The following is a 20,177-nucleotide window of genomic DNA, read 5'->3' as shown; positions in this document are numbered from 1 at the left end:
CTTTGGGCGCCTCGCGGGAGCGGAGGGAGCAATAGCATGACCTGGTCCATCGTCGCACGCGATCCGGCAACCGGCGCGTTCGGTATCTGCGTCGCCACGCGGGCTTTCGCCGTCGGCGCCCGGGTGCCGCATATCGCCAGCGGCGTCGGCGCCATCGCCACCCAGGCCAACACCAACGCGCTCTACGGCACGCGCGGCCTGCGCCTGCTGCGCGCCGGCGTGCCGGCGGCGGATGCCGTGCGGCTGCTGACCGCGGCCGATGACGGGCGCGCGCACCGCCAGCTGCATCTGCAGGACGCCCAGGGGCGCAGCGCGGCGCATACCGGCGCGCGGTGTGTGCCGTGGTGCGGGCATGCCATGCATGACGGCTTCTCGGTGGCCGGCAACATGCTGGCCGGCCCGCAGGTGATCGAGCAGACGGCGCGCGCCTATGCCGCGGCGGCCTCGCTGCCTTTCCCGCGCCGCCTGATCGAGGCGCTGCGCGCCGGTGAGGCCGCCGGCGGCGACAAGCGCGGCAAGCAGTCGGCGGCGCTGAAGATCTGCTCGACCGAGGAGTATCCCGACTTCGACTTCCGCGTCGACGACCATGCCGAGCCGCTGGCCGAGCTGGCGCGGCTGGAGCAGGTCAGCCGCGAGCGCTTCGCTTATGCCCGCCTGTTCAGCCCGCGCCGCGACGATCCGGTCGGCCTCACCGACTTCGACGAGATCACGCGCCGTGTCGAGGCGCTGAAGGCGGCGGAGGGAACATGATCCGTCATCCCGGACTCAATCCTTCCCCCGGAGGGTAGGGCGCATATGGCACGAGGCCGAGCTGCCGCCCCTTCCGTCATCCCGAGCGCAGCGAGGGATCTCCTGCGGCAAGGCGCACGGTGCGCTTTCCGCAGGAGATCCCTCGCTGCGCTCGGGATGACAGATCTTTTGGGAGGCGTGATTTCACATGTTCTTCAGGATGCGCTCGTAGACGGCCTTGATCGCGGCCATGTCGCCGGGCCTGGGGTGCCAGTTGATCAGCAGCCCGTCGTCCTTCCAGCGCGGCAGGATGTGGATGTGCAGATGCGACACGCTCTGCGCCGCGCCCGGGCCGTTGGCCTGCAGCAGGTTGATGCCGTCGGGCGCCAGCGTCTTTTGCACGGCGGCGGCCACGCGCTTGGCCGTGGCGGCGACATCGCCGATCATCTCGGCCGGGATGTCGTGCACCGTCGGCCAGTGGCCCTTGGCGACCGCCAGCGCATGGCCCTCGTTGGCCGGGTTGATGTCCATGAACGCGATCGTCGTGTCGTCGTCGTGCAGCTTGAAGCACGGGATCGTGCCGGCGACGATCTTGCAGAAGACGCAGTCGGCGTCGGTCGGATGCGGCATGGCAGGCTCCTTGGCGCGTGTCGGCGCAGCCTAGCGCGCCGACAGCCGCGCGGCCACCTGGGCGATGCGCGCGAACGGCGAGGCGCCCGGCGCCAGGGCCAGGTCGCCGGCGCGGCGCAGGCCGTCGCGGCCGAAACGCTCGCGCACCGCTTCCTCGACCCAGAGCTGCGCCTGAACATGGCGCGCCTGCGCCAGCCGCCCGTCCTGCCGCAGATGGGCGCCGTGGGCATCGATCGCTTCAGCGAGCGCGGCGATGCCGGCGCGCTGCTGCGAGGAGACCGCCAGCACGCGCGGCTTCCAGACGCCGTCACCGCTCTCGCCCAGGCTCAGCGCGCCGGCGACGTCGGCACGGGCGCGCTCGGCCAGGGTGCCGAGATCGGCCTTGGTGACGGCCACGATATGCGGGATCTCGACGATGCCGGCCTTCATGAACTGCAGCGAATCGCCCGAGCCCGGCTGGACGCAGAACAGCACCGTGTCGGCGACGCCGGCGACGTCGGTTTCCGACTGGCCGACGCCGACCGTCTCGATCACCACCCGGTCGTAGAGGGCGCGCATGATCACCATGGCGCCCAGGGTCAGCTCGGCCAGGCCGCCGAGCCGGTCGCGCGCCGCCATCGAGCGCACGAAGATGCCATCGTCGGCGGGATCGGTGACGAGCCGCGCGCGGTCGCCCAGCAGCGCGCCGCCGGTGCGGCGCGACGAGGGATCGATGGCGATGACTCCGACGCGCTCGCCGGCGGCGCGCCAATGCTGGATCAGGGCCGACAGCAGCGTCGACTTGCCGACGCCGGGCGGCCCGGTGATGCCCACGACATGGGCGCGCGGCGTGGCGTAGGCGCCATCCAGCAGCCGGCGCACGTCGTCGGCGTCGGGCGTCCGCTCCAGCCGCGCCAGGGCGCCCGCCAGCGCCGCCTTGGCGCCGCTGCGCAGCGGCGCCAGTATGTCTTCCGTGTCACGCACGCATTGGAGATAAAGCACCGCGGCCGCGATGGCCACAGGCACGACGTCTCAGTTCAGCCCGTAGAGGCGCTGCACGTTCTCCTTGGTGATCTTGCGCCGCACCGCGGGCGAGAAATTGGCCAGGTTCTCGTCGAGGATCCTGCGCGATTCGGGCCACAGGCAATCCGGGTGCGGATAGTCGGCGCCCCAGATGATGGTGTCCTCGCCGATCAGCGGCACGATCGGCTCCAGGAACTGGTCCTGCTGATAGGTGACAAAGCCCTGGCGGCGGAAATAGTCGCTGGGCTTCATCTTGAAGCCCAGGCTCTTGGCCCGGTCCTCGTACTCGGTGTCGAGCCGGTCGAACACGTAGGGCAGCCAGGTCACGCCCGATTCGCCCAGCACGAACTTGAAGTCGGGGAAGCGCTCGCAGGCGCCCGAGGCCAGGATCGAGACCAGCACCTCCATGGTGTCGAGCTGGAACAGCGCCGAGCGCACCAGGCGGACCTCGGTGAAGTACTCCTTCTCCATCTGCGGGGTGTCGGCGGCGCGCAGCGCCTTGAAGCCGGTGGAGTGGAACGAGATCGGGAAGCGGCACTCGGCCGAGGCCTGCCACAGCGCGTCCCAGTCACGGTGCCACAGCGGCGGCGTCATGCGCTTGAAGGCGAGGTCGCCGCCCTTCAGGCCCAGCCTGGCGCAGCGCCGCACTTCGGCGGCGGCCGCCTGCGGATCGTGGTTGGGGATGATCGCCAGGGGAAAGACCCGGTTGGGATCGGCGCGCCTGGCGAAGTCGGCGACCCAGTCGTTGTAGATGCCGTCGCACCAGCCGCGCAGGTTGGGATCGTTGATCATCTCGTTGATCATCAGGCAGCCATAGACGACCTCGGCGTCGAGCCCGTCGCGGTCGAGATCGGCGATGCGCAGCTCGGGCGTGGTCGGCCGCGGCTTGGCGCCACGCCGGTAGTCCCACTCGAAGCCATGCGCGCGCATCTCGTCGACATGCTTGAACGAGCCCTGCTGGTACTTCAGGAAGCCCGGCCCGACGCCGTTCCACATTCCCTTGTCCTGCGCCTCGACGAACCAGTGCAGGCCGTCGTCGAGCTCCTCGGTGCGCGGCGCCAGCAGCTTCCATTTGCCCGGCGCGGCGGACGACCACAGATCCGGCGGGCAGTAGGTGAGATCGATATGATTGTCGCCCGAGATCAGGTTGTAGGCCATGCTGCGTTCCTCCCGTTCCTGCACGGAAGGCTAGGGCCTGCCCGGGAAGAGGGCAACGCGCGCCGCGGGAGCCTCGCATTCGATAGCGTCATGCCTCCCGCGCCGGAAGCGCGGGCAGCCGGGCTGCCCGATGACGCTGCGATGAGCTCAATGGAAGTCGCGGCTTTTGAGCAGGCGGGCCGCTTGCGGCTCGAGGTGCGGCGGCAAGGTGGATGGCGCGGGCGCTTCCCCGGCGGCCAGGCGCGGCAGCCAGGCGCTGAGGTCGACGAACGCCTCGGCCACGACATGGATCACGATGCCTTCGCGCTGGATCTTGCCGCGCACCAGCAGCAGCTGCGCGTTCATCACGATGCGGCGGTTCGCCTCGAAGACGTCGGGCCACACCACGGCGTTCACGATGCCCGTCTCGTCCTCCAGGGTCAGGAAGATCACGCCCTTGGCCGTGCCCGGGCGCTGGCGCACGAGCACCAGGCCGGCGACGGACACGCGCCTGTCCTTGAGGCTTTCGTCCCTGTGCTCATCGCTGGTGATGACGCCGCGCGCGCCCAGCTCGGCGCGGAAGAAGCTGCAGGGATGCGCCTTCAGCGACAGGCCGATCGCGGCATAGTCCTCCACCACGTGCTCGCCCAGCGTCATGGCCGGCAAGGCCACCGGCGCCTCGTCGAACAGATCGCCCATGCGCGTCGCGGTCAGCAGCGGCCGGCTGGAGGACGTCGCCTGGGCGGCGCGGTTCTGATGCGTGCCGCCTTCCAGGCCCTTGACCGCCCACAGCGCGGCGCGCCGGTCCAGGCCCAGCGAGCGCAACGCATCGGCCTCGGCCAGGCGCTCGAGCGTGGCGATCGACACGCCGCTCTGGATCCAGAAGGCGCGCAGGCTGGCATAGCCCTGGCCGCGCTGCGTCACGATCGCTTCCGCCTGCGCCTCGGGCAGGCCGTCGATCAGGCACAGGCCCAGCCGCACGGCGCGTCGCTGCGAGGCGTCGGTGGCCGGCTCGAGCGTGCAGTCCAGATCGCTGGCGTTGATGTCGGGGTGGCGCACCTCCACGCCATGGTCGCGCGCATCGCGCACCAGCTGCGCCGGCTGGTAGAAGCCCATCGGCTGGCTGTTCAGCAGCGCGGCGCAGAAGACCTCCGGGTGGTAGCACTTGAGCCACGACGACACGTAGGCCAGCAGCGCGAAGCTGGCGGCGTGGCTTTCCGGGAAGCCGTACTCGCCGAAACCCTCGATCTGGCTGAAGCAGCGCTGAGCGAACTCGCGCTCGTAGCCCTTGGCGACCATGCCATCGATGAACTTGTCGCGGTACTTGTGGATCGTGCCGTTGTGCCGGAACGTCGCCATCGCCTTGCGCAGACCGTTGGCCTCGTCGGACGAGAAACCGGCCGCCTTGATGGCGATCTCCATCGCCTGCTCCTGGAAGAGGGGGACGCCCAAGGTTCTCCCAAGGACGGCCTCCAGCTCCTCCGAAGGGAATTCCACCGGCTCGATGCCGTCGCGCCGGCGCAGGTAGGGATGCACCATGTCGCCCTGGATCGGGCCGGGGCGCACGATCGCGATCTCGATGACCAGGTCGTAGTAGGTCTTCGGCTTGAGCCGCGGCAGCATCGACATCTGCGCCCGGCTCTCGACCTGGAACACGCCGATCGAGTCGGCGCGCGACAGCATCTCGTAGACCGCCGGGTCGTCGGGCGACATGGCCAGCGTCAGCGTCCGGCCGTAGTGATGCCGGATGAGGTCGAAGCTCTTGCGGATGCAGGTCAGCATGCCCAGCGCCAGCACGTCGACCTTCATCATGCCCAGCGCGTCGATGTCGTCCTTGTCCCATTCGACGATGGTGCGGTCGTCCATCGCGGCATTGAGGATCGGCACGCTCTCGTCGAGCCGCTGGCGGGTGAGCACGAAGCCGCCGACATGCTGCGACAGGTGGCGCGGGAAATCGAGCAGGGTGCGGGCGATCTCGATGGCGAGCCTGAGCTGCGGATTGGCCGGGTCGAGCCCGACCTCGCGGATATGGCTGTCGGGGATGTCCTCGCCGCTGCCCCACATGGTGTTGGCCAGCGCCGCCGTCACGTCCTCCTTCAGGCCCATGGCCTTGCCGACATCGCGGATCGCCATGCGCGGGCGGTAATGGATCACGGTGGCGCAGATCGCGGCGCGGTCGCGGCCGTAGCGGTCGTAGATGTACTGGATCACCTCCTCGCGCCGCTCGTGCTCGAAGTCGACATCGATGTCGGGCGGCTCGCTGCGCTCGGCGGAGAGGAAGCGCTCGAACAGCACCTGGGTCTCGTCGGGGTTGACCGAGGTGATGCCCAGGCAATAGCAGACGGCGCTGTTGGCGGCCGAGCCGCGGCCCTGGCACAGGATGTCGACGCTGCGGGCGTAGTGCACGACGTCATGGACGGTCAGGAAGTAGCGCGCGTAGTCGAGATACCGGATCAGCGCCAGCTCCTTGAACAGCAGCGCCCGCACCTTGCCCGGGACGCCGTCGGGGTAGCGCTGTGCCGCCTTCTCCCAGGTCAGGTCCTCGAGGTGCTGCTGCGGCGTCTTGCCCGGCGGCACCGGCTCGTCGGGATATTCGTAGCGCAGCGCATCGAGCGAGAAGCGGATGCGCCCGGCGATCCCGCCGGTGCGGGCGACGGCCTCGGGATGCTGCGCGAACAGCCGCGCCATCTCGGCGCCGCTCTTGAGATGGCGCTCGGCGTTGGCCTCCAGGCGGAAGCCGGCATCGGCGATGGTGCATTTCTCGCGGATGCAGGTCAGCACGTCGGCCAGCTTCCGTCGTCCCGGCGCGTGGTAGAGCGCATCGCTGGTGGCCACCAGCGGCGTGCCGGCCTGCTGCGCCAGCTCGGCGAGCAGGCCCAGGCGGCGGCGCTCATCGCCGCGATAGGGGAAGCTGGCGCCGAGATGGACGCGGCCAGGCGCGGCGGCACCCAGCGCCGCGAGGCGCCCGGCCAAAGCCGGCGTCAGCTCGGGCGGCGGCATGACGATGAAGATCTGGCCTTCCTGGGCGTCGCGGATCTCCTCGAACGCGAGGTGGCATTCGCCCTTGGGCGCGCGCCGGTTGCCGGTCGTCAGCAGCCGGCACAGGCCACCATAGGCGGCGCGGTCGATCGGGTAGCAGACGGCCTCGAAGCCGTCGGTCGTGACCAGGCGCGCGCCGACCAGCAGCTTGATGCCTTCCTCCTTGGCCTGCGTGTGCGCGCGCACGACGCCGGCCAGCGTGTTGCGGTCGGCGATGCCGATCGCGCTCAGGCCCAGCGCCTTGGCGCACATCACGATCTCCTGCGGATGCGAGGCGCCGCGGCGGAACGAGAAGTTCGTCATGGCGACGAGCTCGGCGAAGCCGGTCATGGGAAGACTCCGTGGACGAACCAGGGCGGCGTGGGAGTGGCGTCGTAATGGCCGGCGCGGAAGAGCCAGAAGCGGCGGCCGGCGGTGTCCTCGACGACGTAGTAGTCGCGCTCCGTCGCGTCCGGGCCGGGGCGCCACCATTCCGGCGCGATGCGCTCGGGGCCTTCGGCATGCGCGACCTCGTGCAGCACGCCACGCCAGCGGAAGCGTCGCGGCGGTCCTTCGGGCACGCTGGCCAGGACGTCGTCCGTCTTCTCCGGCGGCGCCAGCAGGAGCGGCGGGCGCATGCCGAAAGGCGCCTCGATGCGCCAGTCCGCGGCCGGCGCCTCGGCGGCGGCGCGGGCCACGACGGCGCGCTCGGGGATGTGGCTCTGCTGCGGCTGCAGCCGCCGCACGGCACCGGCGCCCAGCCGGTGCTCCAGCCGGTCGATCAGCGGTGCCAGGCCAGCGGCCTCGCCAGCCTCGTCGGCAATGCCCAGCGATGCCTGCCGCTGGACGATGCGTTCGGCGGCCGTCACATGCAGGGCGGCAGCCTCGAAGCCGAAATCCGCCGCCAGGCCCATCGGCAGGCGTTCCAGGCGCATCGCGATCAGGCGCGCGACATGGGCGACGTCGCGGCTGGGGGCGGCCAGGCCGAGCTGCAGCGCCTGCACCTCGCCGTCGAGGCGGAACAGCAGCAGGCGCAGGATCCGGATGCCGACGCCATCGCGGGCGAGATCCGGCATCAGCCTGCGCAGCAGGCGGGTCGTCGCCTCGACGACATGCGCCTGCAGGGAGATCGCCTCGGCGAACACGGCATGTGTGCGATAGGAAGGTGGCGGCTCCAGCGGCGACAGCAGCTCGGCCTCGCGGCCCAGCGCCTGGTCCAGCCGCAGCAGCAGCGACGCGCCGAAGCGCGCCGCCAGCGGCGCCCGCGGCTGGCGCATCAGCTCGCCGATGCGGCGGAAGCCCAGCCGGCACAGGACAGCCTGCGTCGAGGCATCCAGACGCAGCGCCGCCAGCGGCAGGTCCCGCAGCGTATGCTGCTGTTGGTCGGGAGGGATGATGTGAATGTCTCTCCCCAGCGACAGCTGGGGAGGTGCCCCGCAGGGGCGGAGGGGAGCCGACGTGGTCTCGGTAACGGACATCTCGTCGGATCCCCCTCCGGCCTTCGGCCACCTCCCCCACTGCGTGGGGGAGGTGAAACGTGCCACGGCCCAGGCGGCGCCGGCGGTGTCGGCCACGGCCGGGCGCGGGTTCAGCCCGAAGCGGCGCAGGCGGGTGGCGAGGTCGGCGAGCAGGCCATCCTCGCCGCCGAACAGATGGGCGCAGCCGGTGATGTCGAGGAACAGGCCGCTGGCCTCGCCCGTCTCCCAAGGTGCCACCACCGGCGTGTAGCGCAGGCACCACAGCGCCAGCCGGCGCAGGGCATCGCTGTCGGCGGCGGGATCGGCATCGCGCACCTGGAGGTCCAGCACCTTGGAGCGCGCGTTGGACAGCAGGTCGCCCACCGCCAGGCCGCAGCGCCACGCGGCGGCGTTGAGCGCGACCAGGCGGGCGCCGCCCGTGCCTGATGCGACCAGCACCAGCGGCCGCTGCGGGTCGAGGCTGTCAGACGGCGCGGCGGAGGTTCGGGCGCTCCGGGCCCGCAGCAGACGCGCGATCGGCCACGACTTCAGCCACACCGAAACGATGCGCGACATGATCCCACTCCAGCTCCCATTGGCCGGCGCGACCGTTGCGGCAGCGCTCGAGCGCCACCTGCCAGCGCGTCCCTGCGATCGCACCGAAGCGATCGCGCCGGGCGGGCGCAGCGGCGATGCGCCAGCGGGTCGTGGCGGCGCTGATGCCGGTCGCGGCCGGCGGACGCAGCATCAGCAGGGGCGTGCCGGCCGCGGCAGTCGCCAGGTTCAGGCGCCGGCTCATGGTCAGGTCGAGATCGGTCTCGACCACGCCGGCCACGACGGCCGCGCCCGCGTCGCTGCGCAGGATTTCCTCCAGCGCCCACAGCGCGTCCTTGCCGCTGCGCGCCTCGACCAGCAGCAGCCGTCCGGCATCGAGGCTCAGCGCGCGCAGCCCGTGGCCATAGGGGGTGCCGAAATCCGCGGCCTGGCGCGAGACGACGAGCATGGCCGGACCGCGCCGCGCCCGCAGCGCACAGGCCATCACGGCAAGCGTGAAGCCTGTCGCGGCCGGCGTGTCGGCGTGCATCGCCGCGATCACCTCGTGCAGCGCGCCGCAAGGCAGGCCTGGGCCGGGAAGGTGCTCATGGAGATCCGGCAGGCCCAGCGACAGATAGGCCGGCGGCGCGCCCAGCCAGGTGTTCTCCAGCTGCGCCACGGCCTGGCGCAGGGCGGCGACCTTGTCTTCATTTTCGGACCGCGGGCGTCCACGCCCGCAGTTGCTCGGAACGGAGTGAAGAGCTGCGCCGATGCGCGCGTGGACGCGCGCGGTCCGAAGAAGGGAAAAGACGTTGCTGTTCCGGTCGGGCTGCATAGCCCTTCATAAGAACAAAACAGGAACAAGTCAACCGAGGCGAATCGCTTTCGCTATATTTTTCAATGTGTTAACAAGATATCGCCGGTCGCGTCCGCCGATCCCCAATATCTAGATCACGCCCGGCTCAGGCGACGGGCCAAGCGGCGCCCGGGGGCCTCGACGGCGTAGTAGGTGAGGCCGGCCACCAGCAGCAGCGCGCCATAGAGCAGCGGCACCGTCGCGACATGCGCCCACACCGCCGGCACACGCGCCTGCAGCCACTCGAACAGGCCGTTGCGCGGCCCGATCAGGTAGTCATGCAGCAGGTAGAGCGAATACGAGACCAGGCCCAGCCAGTAGACCGGAAAGCTGCCCAGCACCTGGCTGATCCGGCCGCGATTGCCGTAGAGGCCCAGCACCAGCGCCGCGAACAGCGGGTAGACGACGAGGTCGTGCGCGCCGGCGGCGAAGCCGATCACCAGCAGGGCGATCACCAGCCCCAGGACGCCGTCATGCGCGGCCCAGGCCACCACGCGCGGCGAGCGGCTCAGGCGATAGGTGAGCAGGCCGAGCACGAAGCCGCCGAAGCAGCGCAGCAGAGGCTGCACCGTCGTGCCGTCATAGGCGTCGAGCGGGCCGCTGTGATAGGCGCCGTCATGCATGGTGAGTCCGACCGTCCCCAGGATGACGGCGACGACCGCCAGCACGGCGATCAGCGCCGTGCCGGCGCGGCTGAACAGCGCGACGCCGACCAGGACCGGGAACACCAGATAGGCCGCCCATTCGGTGCTGATCGACCAGGCCGGCCCGTTGATGCTGCGCGTGATGCCCCATGACTGCACCATCAGGAGGTTCGCCACCAGGTCGCGAATGGGCACCGGCAGCCCCACGGCCGGCGCCGGATTGCCCGGATGCAGGTTGCCGTGCGCGACCAGCGTCAGCAGCACCGCGCCGAGGACCAGCACGATATAGAGCGGATAGATGCGGGCCAGGCGGCGGACCAGGAAGTCGCGCCAGCGGCGCAAGCTCCAGCCGCTGGCGAAGAGATGCGCGTAGTTCAGCGCCAGCACGAAGCCGCTCAGGATGAAGAACACGTCGACCCAGAGATAGCCCTTGCCGATGAAGCGGCTCAGCGCCGGCTGCGTGATCGCGTTCGGGGGATAATAGTGATAGGTGGCGACCAGGAGCGCCGCCACGCCGCGCAGGCCGGTCATGGCCTTGATCTCCGCGCCGTCGGCGGGTGCCGGACGATCCGTCGCACGTGAGGGAAATTGCGCGGGCTCTGCGTCGGTTCGTGGAACGGCATCAAGCGTCATGGTGTCGGCTTCGATCAAGGGCGTCGATGTGGGGGAGATGCCGGCGTACGGCCGGCCCGGGTGATGTTGAAACGCGATGCGGGCGTGTCAACCGACCGGCTGTGACCTTCATGCGACGACGGCTTTGGGTTGCGCTTCCTGCCGCTGGGCTGCACAAGGCTGGCCATGGATAATGCCGTCGCCCGTCTGACCGTTCCTGTTCCGATCGATGCGGCATGCGCGCTGCTGAAAAGCGTGTTCGGCTTCGATGCATTCCGGCCCGGCCAGGAAGAGATCGTGCAGGCGCTGCTGGGCGGCGAGGACGTGCTGGCGATCATGCCCACCGGCAGCGGCAAGTCGCTGTGCTATCAGCTGCCGGCGCTGGTGATGGGCGGCCTCACGGTGGTGGTGTCGCCGCTGATCGCCCTGATGCGCGACCAGGTGCGACAGCTGCGCGCGTACGGTATTGCCGCCGCCAGCCTCAACTCGAGCAACGACATCGAGCAGAACCGTCGGATCCACGACGCACTGATGGAAGGGGAGCTGCGCCTTCTCTATGTCTCGCCCGAGCGCCTGGCGCGCGCCGACATGACCGCGTGGCTGCGCGATGCGGGCGTGCGCCTGCTGGCGATCGACGAGGCGCATTGCGTCTCGCAATGGGGCCATGACTTTCGGCCCGAGTACATGGCGCTGGGCCGCGTCCGCGCCGAGCTCGGCGGCGTGCGCACCATCGCGCTCACCGCCACGGCCGACGCGCCGACGCGGGCCGATATCGTCGAGAAGCTGTTCGCGGTCCCGCCGCGCATCTTCGTGCGCAGCTTCGACCGGCCCAACCTGCGGCTGGCGATGGCGCCCAAGACCAGCACGCCGCGCCAGGTGCTGGATTTCGTGCGCACCCACCAGGGCATGAGCGGCATCGTCTACTGCCTCTCGCGCAAGCGCACCGAGGAATATGCCGCCATGCTGGTCGGTGCCGGCTATCGCGCGCTGCCCTATCATGCGGGTCTGGAGAAGCCCGAGCGCGAGGCGAGCCAGGACACCTTCCTGCAGGAGGACGGCGTCATCATCGTGGCTACCGTCGCCTTCGGCATGGGCATCGACAAGCCTGACGTGCGCTTCGTCTGTCATGCCGACCTGCCGCAGAATGTCGAGAGCTACTACCAGGAGATCGGCCGCGCCGGGCGCGACGGCCTGCCGGCCGACACCCTGACGCTCTACGGCCTGGACGAGATGCGCCTGCGCCGCGAGTGGATCGAGCAGGCCGAGGTCTCCGAGGAGCGCAAGCGCATCGACCGGCAGCGCCTCAATGCGCTGATCGCGCTGTGCGAGGCGCCGCGCTGCCGCCGCCAGACGCTGCTGGCCTATTTCGGCGAGCCGTCGGCGCCGTGCGGCAATTGCGATCTGTGCATCAACGGCGTCGAGTCTTTCGACGGCACCATCGACGCGCAGAAGGCGATGTCGGCCATCGTGCGCACCGGCGAGCGCTTCGGCACCGAGCATCTCGTGAACATCCTGATCGGCGAGGCCACCGAGGCGGTGCTGCGCTACCGCCACGAGGCCCTGCCCACCTTCGGCGTCGGCAGCGACCGCAAGGCGACGGAATGGCGCTCGATCTTCCGCCAGATCTACGCCGCCGGCCTGATCGCGCTGGACATCGTGCAGCATGGCCGCTGGACCGTCACCGATGCCGGCTGGCGCGTGCTGCGCGGCCAGGAGAAGATCGAGCTGCGCCGCGACGTGCTGGAGCCGGGCAAGGGCCGGCGCGGCAAGGTCAAGGCATCGACGGCGTCGTCGGCCGACGGACGGCCGGTCGACCAGGCCCTGCTCGACGCGCTCAAGGCGCTGCGCACGTCGCTGGCGCGCCAGCAGCAGGTCCCGGCCTACGTGATCTTCCCCGACCGCACCCTGATCGACATGGCCGCACGCCATCCGACATCGCTGGCCCAGATGCTGGAGGTAGATGGCATCGGCCAGGTGAAGCTGGAGCGCTACGGCACGGCGTTCCTCGAGGTTGTGCAGCGGCACGGCGCGCCGGGCCAGAACAATGCTGAACAATGAGCCGACCCTTCGGGCCGGTGCGCCACTGGAGTGGCGCGCTCCCTGCCAGGGCTCGCTGCGCTCGGGATGACGGGACGGTGACGCATGTCAGGTCGGCGTGGCGCGCACAGCGCTTTGGCCGTGCCGGTTCTATCGTGGGCGGGGTGGAACAGACGGAGCATGCGAGATGAAGTTCGGCATCTTCTATGAGCTGCAGCTGCCGCGGCCCTGGCAGGAGGGCGACGAGCACCGGCTCTACCTGAACGCGCTGGAGCAGATCGCGCTCGCCGACCGGCTGGGCTACGATCACGCTTGGCAGGTCGAGCATCACTTCCTCGAGGAGTACTCACATTCGCCGTCGCCCGAATCCTTCCTGGCGGCGGCCAGCCAGCGCACCAGGCAGATCCGGCTGGGTCACGGCATCGTCCAGCTCACCACCAACCATCCGGCGCGCGTCGCCGAGCGCATCGCCACGCTCGACCTGCTGTCGAGCGGCCGCTGCGAGCTGGGCATGGGCGAAAGCGCCTCCATCACCGAGCTCGAGCCGTTCGGCGTCGCCATGGAGAACAAGCGCGAGATCTTCGAGGAGGCGGTGCGGGCCCTCATCCCGATGTTCAAGGACGGCCCCAGCGAGCATCACGGCAAGCACTTCGACATGCCGCTGCGCATGGTGGTGCCCAAGCCGCTGCAGAAGCCGCATCCGCCCCTGTGGGTCGCCTGCTCGCAGCTCGAGACGCTGGCCAAGTGCGGCGAGTGGGGCATGGGCGCGCTGGGCTTCCAGTTCGTCTCCGCCGACGCAGCGCATGCCTGGGTGCACGCCTACTACAACGCCTTCGTGAAGCGGCAGAAGAAGCTCGCCGACTACCAGACCAATCCCAACATCGCCCTGGTGTCGTTCTTCATGTGCGCCAAGACCGACGAGGAGGCGCGCGAACGCGCCGACGGCGATACCTTCTTCCAGTTCGCGCTGCGCTTCTACGGCCAGTCGACGGACCGGCGGCGGCCGCCGGCCGGTACGGTCAACATGTGGGACGAATACAACAAGTGGAAGAAGGCCAACCCGGAGGCCCATGCCGCGTCCCTGCGCGGCGGCCTGATCGGCTCGCCCGAGACGATCCGGCGCAAGCTGCGCCGGTTCCAGTCGTCCAACATCGATCAGGTCGTGCTGCTGAACCAGGCCGGCAAGAACAGCCACGAGCATATCTGCGAGTCGCTGGAGCTGTTCGCGCGGGAGGTGATGCCCGAGTTCCAGGCCGCGCACCCCCAGCTGCTGCAGTGGAAGCAGCAGGTGCTGAACCGCGAGATCGAGCTCGAGGAGATCGACACGTCGGCCTTCACCGACCGCTACGGCGGCACGATGAAGGCGATCTCGCCGGCCGCAGACGCGCGGCGCGTGCAGGCAGCGGAGTAGGACAAACATCCTCCCCCAACGGAGTTGGGGGAGGTGGCCGAAGGCCGGAGGGGGAGCCGACGAGATCTCTGTTACCAACACCACGTCGGCTCCCCTCCGCCCCTTCGGGGCACCTCCCCACTGCGTGGGGAGGAAAGATCATTCCTTCTCGATCTTCGCGACCTCGACGATCCTGGCCCACTTCGCCGTTTCGCTGACGACGAAGCGGCCGAGTTCGTCGGGCGTGCTGGGGTCGGCAATGCCGCCGATCTTCTCGAAGTAGGCGGCCGCCGCCGGGCCCGAGGCCGCGGCCAGGAACGCGCGGTTCAGCCGCGCGACGATGTCGGCCGGCGTGCGCGCGGGCGCGAAGGCGCCGACCCAGGCCGTGAGCTCGAAGCCCGTCACGCCACTCTCGGCCACCGTGGGCACGTCGGGCAGGGCGGGCACGCGCGTGGCGCCGGTCACCGCCAGCGGCCGCACCGTGCCGGCCTGGATCAGGCCGAGGGCCGAGGACGGATCGGCCGCCACCATGTCGACCTGGCTCGCCACCAGGTCGGCCAGCGCCTGCGGCGTGCCGCGATAGGGCACGTGCAGCATGTCGAAGCCGGCCATCGCCTTGAGCAGCTCGGTCGTGCCGCGGCCGATGGTGTTGCCGCTGCCGAAGCTGAGCTTTCCGGGCTGCTGCCGCGCCGCCGCGATCAGGTCCTGCAAGGAGCGCATCGGGCTGTCCCGGCGCACCACGAAGACGACGGGGATGCGCATCAGGCGCGCCACCGGCGCGAAGTCGCGCACCGGATCGTAGGGCAGCTGCTTGTAGAGGTTGATGTTGGCGGAGTGGGTGGAGTTGGTGGTGACGAAGACGGTGTAGCCGTCCGGCGGTGATTGGGCCGCGGCCTGGGCGCCGACGATGCCGTTGGCGCCGGGGCGGTTGTCGATGATGATCGGCTGGCCCATCGCCTCGCTCATGCGCTGGCCCAGAAACCGCGCCAGCCCGTCGGTGGCGCTGCCGGCGGGGAACGGTGCGATGAAGCGGATCGGCTTGTCGGGATAGGCTTGCGCCGCCGCTGCGTGCGGCAGCAGGAAGGCGCCGGCCGTCAGGCCCGACGACAGCAGAAGGCGCCGTGTGATCGTGCTCATGGCTCAGAAGCCGACGTCGTGGGGGCCCTTGGTCTGCAGGATCTCGCGCGCCTCGGTGGGGCTGGCGATCTCCAGCGACAGCTCCTCGATGATGCGACGGATCTTGGCCACCTGCTCGGCGTTGGAGGTCGCGAGCTTGCCGCGGCCGGCGTAGAGGCTGTCCTCCAGGCCGACGCGGACGTTGCCGCCCAGGATCGCGCTCATGGTCACGAACGGCATCTGGTGCCGGCCGGCGGCCAGCACCGAGAGGTAGTAGTCGTTGCCGAACAGCCGGTCGGCGATGGTGCGCATGTGCAGCAGGTTCTCCGGATCGGCGCCGATGCCGCCGAGGATGCCGAAGATGCACTGCAGGAAGAAGGGCGGCCGCGCCAGGCCGCGGTCGGCGAAATGCGCCAAGTTGTAGAGGTGGCCGACGTCATAGCACTCGAACTCGAACCGGGTGCCGAGATCGCCGAGCTCCTTCAGCCCGCGCTCGATCTGCGCGAAGGTGTTGGAGAGGATGAAGTCCTTGGTCATCTCCAGATAAGGCTTCTCCCAGGCGTGCTTGAATGCCTCCACGCGCCCGCCGGCGCCCGAGATGTTGAAGTTCAACGAGCCCATGTTCATGGACGCGACCTCGGGCCTGGCCCATTTCGCCGCCGCCAGGCGCTCGTCCAGCGACATGCCCAGCCCGCCACCGGTGGTGATGTTGATGATGGCGTCGGACTGCTGCTTGATGCGCGGCAGGAACTGCGCGAACAGCGCCGGGTTCTGGTCCGGCTTGCCGGTCTCGGGATCGCGCGCATGCAGGTGCAGCATCGACGCGCCGGCCTCGGCTGCCGCCACCGCGTCGCGCGCGATCTCGTCGGGCGTGACCGGCAGATAGGGCGACATGCTGGGCGTGTGGATCGAGCCCGTCACGGCGCAGGTGATGATGACCTTCTTGGAGCGTCTCATGTCGGTTTCCTCCTGCGGCCGTCGGCCACGGCGTCATGGGCGCTTGCGCAACCATGTGGCCGTGGCACCGCGGCCATGCCCTCAAGCGTCCTTGTAGAAACGGTGCAGCGCAAGCACGTGCTGCGCCTGGGTCAGGTGCGGGATGTCCAGCATCTTGCCGTCCAGCCCGATCGTGCCGGCGCCCGGCGCAGCGGCAAAGGCGGCCAGGACCCGCTCGGCGAAGGCCACATCCTCGGGGCTGGGCTTGAAGCTCTCGTTGATGGCGGCGACCTGGTCGGGATGGATCGCGATGCGGCCCGTGAAGCCCTCGTGCCGGGCCGCGATCGAGCTGGCGCGCAGGCCCTCGGTGTCGCGGAAGTCGACATGCAGCGTCTCGATCGGCTGCACGCCGGCAGCCTTGGCGGCCAGCAGGCACAGCGACCGCGACAGCCGGTATGTCAGCGCCCAAGCGCCCGACGCGTCGAGGTTGGTGCTGGCGCCCAGCGCCGCGGCAAGGTCCTCCGCCCCCCAGGTCAGGCCGAACAGCCGCTCCAGGCCGGCGTCGGCATAGGCGCCCAGCGCGAAGGGGGCGCGGGCCGTCTCGGTGGCGACGGGCAGGATGCGGACCGTCCCGGCCGCGATGCCGGCGCGCGCCTCGAGCGCGTCGAGGTAGTGCGACAGGCGCTGCACCACCGCCGGCCCGTCGGCTTTCGGGATCATAATGCCGTCCAGGCCGCCGGCCACCACGGCGGCGACGTCCGGCAGGCCGTGCGGCGTCGTGAGCGGATTGATGCGCACCCACAGAAGCGGCCGGCGGGCGGCGCGCGGCTGCGCCAGGAAGCTGGCCACGGCGTCGCGCGCCAGCGGCTTGCGCGCCGGCGCCACCGAGTCCTCGAGGTCGAGGATCAGGGCGTCGGCGCCGGACTGCAGGCCCTTGGCCAGCTTGCGCTCGCTGTCGCCGGGAACGAACAGGAAGGAGCGGATCGGGGCCGTGGTCACGTCGGGGCCTTCATCATGAGGCCGGAGCGCTTGCAGTGGGCCACCAGCTCGTCCTTCTGATTGTAGGCCCGGTGCGCGAAGATCACGATGCCCTGGTTCGGCCGCGATTTGCTCGCGCGCATCTCCAGCACCTCCGTTTCGACCCGGATCGTGTCGCCGTGGAACAGCGGCTTGGGGAAGCGCACCTCGTCCCAGCCGAGATTGGCGATGGTCGTGCCCAGCGTGGTGTCGCCGACCGTGATGCCCACCATCAGGCCCAGCGTGAAGCCGCTGTTGACGATGCGCTGGCCGAACTCGCTCTGGGTGCGGCAATACTCCTCGTCGATGTGCAGGTAGGCGGGGTTGTGCGTCAGCGCGCTGAACCACACGTTGTCCGATTCGGTGATCGTGCGGCGGATGGCATGCTTGAAGATCTGGCCGACGTGAAACTGTTCATAATACAAGCCCGGCATGACGGCGTTCCTCCTTCAACGGCAGTGGCGTCATCTAGTATGGTTGCCTACGACTATGCCAGGGGCAAGTACGACATCCTTGACGGTCGTGCCATGCATGGCGATCAATCCGGCATGAGCGCCGACACCGCCGCGAAACGCACCACCGACCTCGATGCCGCCCTCCGCCAGCGGGACCTGCGTCTGGGCTTCCTCGTCCACGACGTGTCGCGGATGCGGCGCAGCGCCTTCGACCGGCTGATGCGCCCGCTGGGCGTGACCCGCGCGCAGTGGTGGGTGATCGCGCATCTTTCGCGCCAGGACGGGATGATGCAGATCCAGCTTGCCGACATCCTGGACGTCGGCAAGGCCAGCCTGGGCGCCGTCATCGACCGGCTCGATGCGGCCGGGCTGGTCGAGCGGCGGCCCGATCCTGTCGACGGCCGCGCCAAGCGCGTGTTCATGACCCGCAAGTCGCATCGCCTTCTCGCCAAGATGCAGGACCTGGAGCGTGCCTTCAATGCCCGTATCCTCAAGCATCTCGGCGAGGCCGATCGCGACACGCTCATTCGCCTGCTGTCGCTGATCCGGACCGAGCTCGTCGACATGCAGGACGACGATACCAGCGCGTGACACGGTTCTCCCAGATTTAGTATGGTACAATACTATTCTGGAAGGGAGGAGATGATGCCGGGTCCTGATATCGGCAGGCGGGCGGTCCTGAGGGCAGCGGGGGCGGCGCCGGCGGCGGCGTTGCTGGCCGGCGTGCCGGCGTGGGCCCAGCCGGCATGGCCGAGCAAGCCGATCCGCGTGCTGTCGGGCGGCGCGCCCGGTGGCGGCAGCGACATCTTCGTGCGTATCCTGGAGAGCCGGCTGCGCGAGAAGCTGGGCCAGCAGCTGTGGATCGACAACAAGCCCGGCGCCGGCGGCATGGTGGCGGCGGAGGCCGCGGCACGTGCCGCGCCCGATGGCCACACGTTCTTCGTCAGCAACCTGGCCACCAACGGCATCGGCGTGTCGCTGTACAAGCGCGTGCCGTTCGACCCGGCGACCGACCTGCCCGGCGTGGCACGGATATCGACGCTGTCCAACGTGCTGGCGGTGCGGGCCGACCGCGGCATCGGCTCGGTGGCCGAGCTGATCGCGTATATGCGGGCCAACCCCGACAAGGCGTATTTCGGCTCGGCCGGCGCCGGCACGTCGGCGCATCTCTCGGGCCTGCTCTTCGCCCAGCGCACCGGGCTTTCGGTGACGCACGTGCCCTATCGCGGCACGGCCGCCAACCTTGCCGCCCTGCTGGCCGGCGAGGTGCTGTTCTGCCTCGACAACCTGCCGGTCTATGCCCAGCACGCGCGGCAGGGCACGCTCAAGCTGCTGGCGGTCAGCGTCGCCAGGCGCCTGCCGGACCTGCCCGAGGTCCCGACCCTGCAGGAGGCCGGCGTGCGGGATTTCGACGTCTCGTCCTGGTACGGCCTGTCGGCGGCGACCGGCACGTCGCGGCCCATCATCGAGCGCATGAGCGCGGAGATCGTCGCGGCGCTGGGCGACCCCGAGATCATCAAGCGCGTCCGCGACGTCGGGGCCGAGCCGGCGCCGCTGGGGCCCGAGGCCTACGACGCCTTCATCCGCGCCGAGGTGGCGAAGTGGCAGCCGGTGGTGCGCGCCTCCGGCGCCGTGGTGGAGTAAACCATCTCCCCCAACGCAGTTGGGGGAGGTGCCCCGCAGGGGCGGAGGGGGATCCGACGTGGTCCTGGTTACCGAAACCACGTTGGCTCCCCTCCGCCCCTGCGGGGCACCTCCCCAGCTTCGCTGGGGAGGAAAAAATTTTTACCGCCCGGTCCACCGCGGCGGACGCTTCTCGAGGAAAGCCGCCATGCCTTCGCGGAAATCGGCGCTGGTGTAGCACATCGCGACGAGGTCATCGCCTTCGCCCGGCGACATCCGCGCGGCGATGCGGCGCAACGCCTCCTTGGTGGCGCGCAAGGTGAGCGGCGCGTGGCCGGCGAGGGTCCGGGCCAGCGCATCGGCGCGCGCCATCAGCGCGGCATGATCGGGCAGCACCTCGCCGACCAGGCCGATGGCCTGGGCTTCGGGTGCCTCGACGAGCCGGGCCGTGAAGATGATCTCCTTGGTGCGCGCGATACCGATCAATGCCGCCAGCCGCGCGTAGTTCGCCATCGACAGGCAATTGCCCAGCGTGCGTGCGATGGGAAAGCCGAAGCGGGCATTGGCAGCCGCGATGCGCAGATCGCAGGCGGCCGCGATGGCGGCGCCGCCGCCCGTGCAGGCACCCGATACGGCCGCGATCGTGGGCACGCGGCAGCGCTCCAGCGTGTCGATGACGCGGTCCATGCGCGCCTCGTAGGCAAGCCCGTCCTCGGCCGTCTTGAAGTCACGGAACTGCCCGATATCGGTGCCGGCGGCGAACGCCTTGTCGCCGGCGCCGGTCAGCACCAGCGCCTTCACCGCGCCGTTGCCCTCGACCTCGCCGCAGATCGCCGCCAGCCGTTCGTACATGGCGAAGGTCAGCGCGTTGCGCGCCTGCGGCCGATTCAGCGTGATGCGGCCGATGCCGTCGCGCACATCGTAGAGAAGCTCATCGCTCACGTCGAACCTCCGTCGTCTGGTCCCAGGCGCAGCAAGGGATGA

The 20,177-nt window shown here is 69.9% G+C and carries 17 protein-coding genes; 5 read left to right on the top strand and 12 right to left on the bottom strand.

What is annotated here, in order from left to right:
- The first annotated feature begins 36 nt into the window (after positions 1 to 36).
- Positions 37 to 750, top strand: coding sequence for a DUF1028 domain-containing protein (locus FHP25_RS27610; protein ID WP_147850209.1), 714 nt, complete (start codon positions 37 to 39; stop codon positions 748 to 750).
- A 183-nt stretch (positions 751 to 933) separates the two neighbouring features.
- Here the strand turns inward: FHP25_RS27610 and FHP25_RS27605 are convergent, their stop codons facing one another.
- The 7 genes from FHP25_RS27605 to FHP25_RS27575 all read right to left on the bottom strand — a co-directional run bounded on the left by FHP25_RS27605 (position 934) and on the right by FHP25_RS27575 (position 10,538).
- Positions 934 to 1,359 (bottom strand): HIT family protein, encoded by a 426-nt coding sequence (locus tag FHP25_RS27605; protein ID WP_147850208.1) that lies wholly within the window; start codon positions 1,357 to 1,359, stop codon positions 934 to 936.
- A 30-nt stretch (positions 1,360 to 1,389) separates the two neighbouring features.
- On the bottom strand, positions 1,390 to 2,364 hold the full coding sequence (locus tag FHP25_RS27600) for an ArgK/MeaB family GTPase (RefSeq protein ID WP_231712499.1): 975 nt from the start codon (positions 2,362 to 2,364) through the stop codon (positions 1,390 to 1,392).
- A 6-nt stretch (positions 2,365 to 2,370) separates the two neighbouring features.
- Positions 2,371 to 3,519 (bottom strand): amidohydrolase family protein, encoded by a 1,149-nt coding sequence (locus FHP25_RS27595; protein WP_147850207.1) that lies wholly within the window; start codon positions 3,517 to 3,519, stop codon positions 2,371 to 2,373.
- Between the two features lie 147 nt (positions 3,520 to 3,666).
- Positions 3,667 to 6,867, bottom strand: a complete 3,201-nt coding sequence (locus FHP25_RS27590) for an error-prone DNA polymerase (RefSeq protein WP_147850206.1) — start codon at positions 6,865 to 6,867, stop codon at positions 3,667 to 3,669.
- Positions 6,864 to 8,549: a Y-family DNA polymerase gene (locus FHP25_RS27585; RefSeq protein WP_147850205.1), complete on the bottom strand. Its 1,686-nt coding sequence runs from the start codon at positions 8,547 to 8,549 to the stop codon at positions 6,864 to 6,866. Before FHP25_RS27585 ends, FHP25_RS27590 begins: the two co-directional genes overlap by 4 nt.
- Entirely contained in the window at positions 8,458 to 9,186 is a 729-nt protein-coding gene (locus FHP25_RS27580) for an ImuA family protein (protein WP_147850204.1), read from the bottom strand. The genes FHP25_RS27585 and FHP25_RS27580 overlap by 92 nt, the downstream gene beginning before the upstream one ends.
- A gap of 272 nt (positions 9,187 to 9,458) precedes the next feature.
- Positions 9,459 to 10,538 carry an acyltransferase family protein gene (locus FHP25_RS27575; protein WP_178133823.1) on the bottom strand — a complete coding sequence of 360 codons (1,080 nt, stop codon included), beginning with the start codon at positions 10,536 to 10,538 and terminating at the stop codon, positions 9,459 to 9,461.
- A 267-nt stretch (positions 10,539 to 10,805) separates the two neighbouring features.
- Between FHP25_RS27575 and recQ the strand changes: the two genes are divergently transcribed.
- Together recQ and FHP25_RS27565 are read left to right on the top strand one after the other, a co-directional pair.
- Positions 10,806 to 12,677, top strand: coding sequence for a DNA helicase RecQ (gene recQ / locus FHP25_RS27570; RefSeq protein WP_147850202.1), 1,872 nt, complete (start codon positions 10,806 to 10,808; stop codon positions 12,675 to 12,677).
- Positions 12,678 to 12,843: 166 nt separating this feature from the next.
- Positions 12,844 to 14,067 carry an LLM class flavin-dependent oxidoreductase gene (locus FHP25_RS27565; protein WP_147850201.1) on the top strand — a complete coding sequence of 408 codons (1,224 nt, stop codon included), beginning with the start codon at positions 12,844 to 12,846 and terminating at the stop codon, positions 14,065 to 14,067.
- A gap of 138 nt (positions 14,068 to 14,205) precedes the next feature.
- Here FHP25_RS27565 and FHP25_RS27560 read toward each other — a convergent pair whose 3' ends face one another.
- The 4 genes from FHP25_RS27560 to FHP25_RS27545 form a co-directional block, all read right to left on the bottom strand.
- On the bottom strand, positions 14,206 to 15,183 hold the full coding sequence (locus tag FHP25_RS27560) for a Bug family tripartite tricarboxylate transporter substrate binding protein (protein ID WP_147850200.1): 978 nt from the start codon (positions 15,181 to 15,183) through the stop codon (positions 14,206 to 14,208).
- 3 nt (positions 15,184 to 15,186) lie between these two features.
- Positions 15,187 to 16,119, bottom strand: coding sequence for a BKACE family enzyme (locus FHP25_RS27555; RefSeq protein WP_147850199.1), 933 nt, complete (start codon positions 16,117 to 16,119; stop codon positions 15,187 to 15,189).
- An 81-nt stretch (positions 16,120 to 16,200) separates the two neighbouring features.
- Positions 16,201 to 17,097 (bottom strand): HpcH/HpaI aldolase/citrate lyase family protein, encoded by an 897-nt coding sequence (locus FHP25_RS27550; RefSeq protein WP_147850198.1) that lies wholly within the window; start codon positions 17,095 to 17,097, stop codon positions 16,201 to 16,203.
- On the bottom strand, positions 17,094 to 17,549 hold the full coding sequence (locus FHP25_RS27545) for a MaoC family dehydratase (RefSeq protein ID WP_147850197.1): 456 nt from the start codon (positions 17,547 to 17,549) through the stop codon (positions 17,094 to 17,096). Before FHP25_RS27545 ends, FHP25_RS27550 begins: the two co-directional genes overlap by 4 nt.
- Between FHP25_RS27545 and FHP25_RS27540 the strand changes: the two genes are divergently transcribed.
- Together FHP25_RS27540 and FHP25_RS27535 are read left to right on the top strand one after the other, a co-directional pair.
- The gene (locus FHP25_RS27540; RefSeq protein WP_218578630.1) at positions 17,499 to 18,161 is read left to right on the top strand and encodes a MarR family winged helix-turn-helix transcriptional regulator; all 663 of its coding nucleotides are present in this window, start codon (positions 17,499 to 17,501) and stop codon (positions 18,159 to 18,161) included. The two genes, FHP25_RS27545 and FHP25_RS27540, sit on opposite strands and share 51 nt — an antisense overlap.
- Positions 18,162 to 18,212: 51 nt before the next feature.
- A complete protein-coding gene (locus tag FHP25_RS27535) occupies positions 18,213 to 19,214 on the top strand; it encodes a Bug family tripartite tricarboxylate transporter substrate binding protein (protein WP_178133822.1) in 1,002 nt (333 codons plus the stop codon).
- 141 nt (positions 19,215 to 19,355) lie between these two features.
- Here the strand turns inward: FHP25_RS27535 and FHP25_RS27530 are convergent, their stop codons facing one another.
- Positions 19,356 to 20,135, bottom strand: a complete 780-nt coding sequence (locus tag FHP25_RS27530) for an enoyl-CoA hydratase/isomerase family protein (RefSeq protein ID WP_147850195.1) — start codon at positions 20,133 to 20,135, stop codon at positions 19,356 to 19,358.
- Positions 20,136 to 20,177: the final 42 nt, after the last annotated feature.

This window comes from Vineibacter terrae, from assembly GCF_008039615.1.
In the GTDB taxonomy this organism is placed as follows: domain Bacteria; phylum Pseudomonadota; class Alphaproteobacteria; order Reyranellales; family Reyranellaceae; genus Vineibacter; species Vineibacter terrae.
The sequence above is the reverse complement of the archived record's forward strand: the minus strand, read 5'-3'. Positions and strand labels throughout refer to the sequence as shown.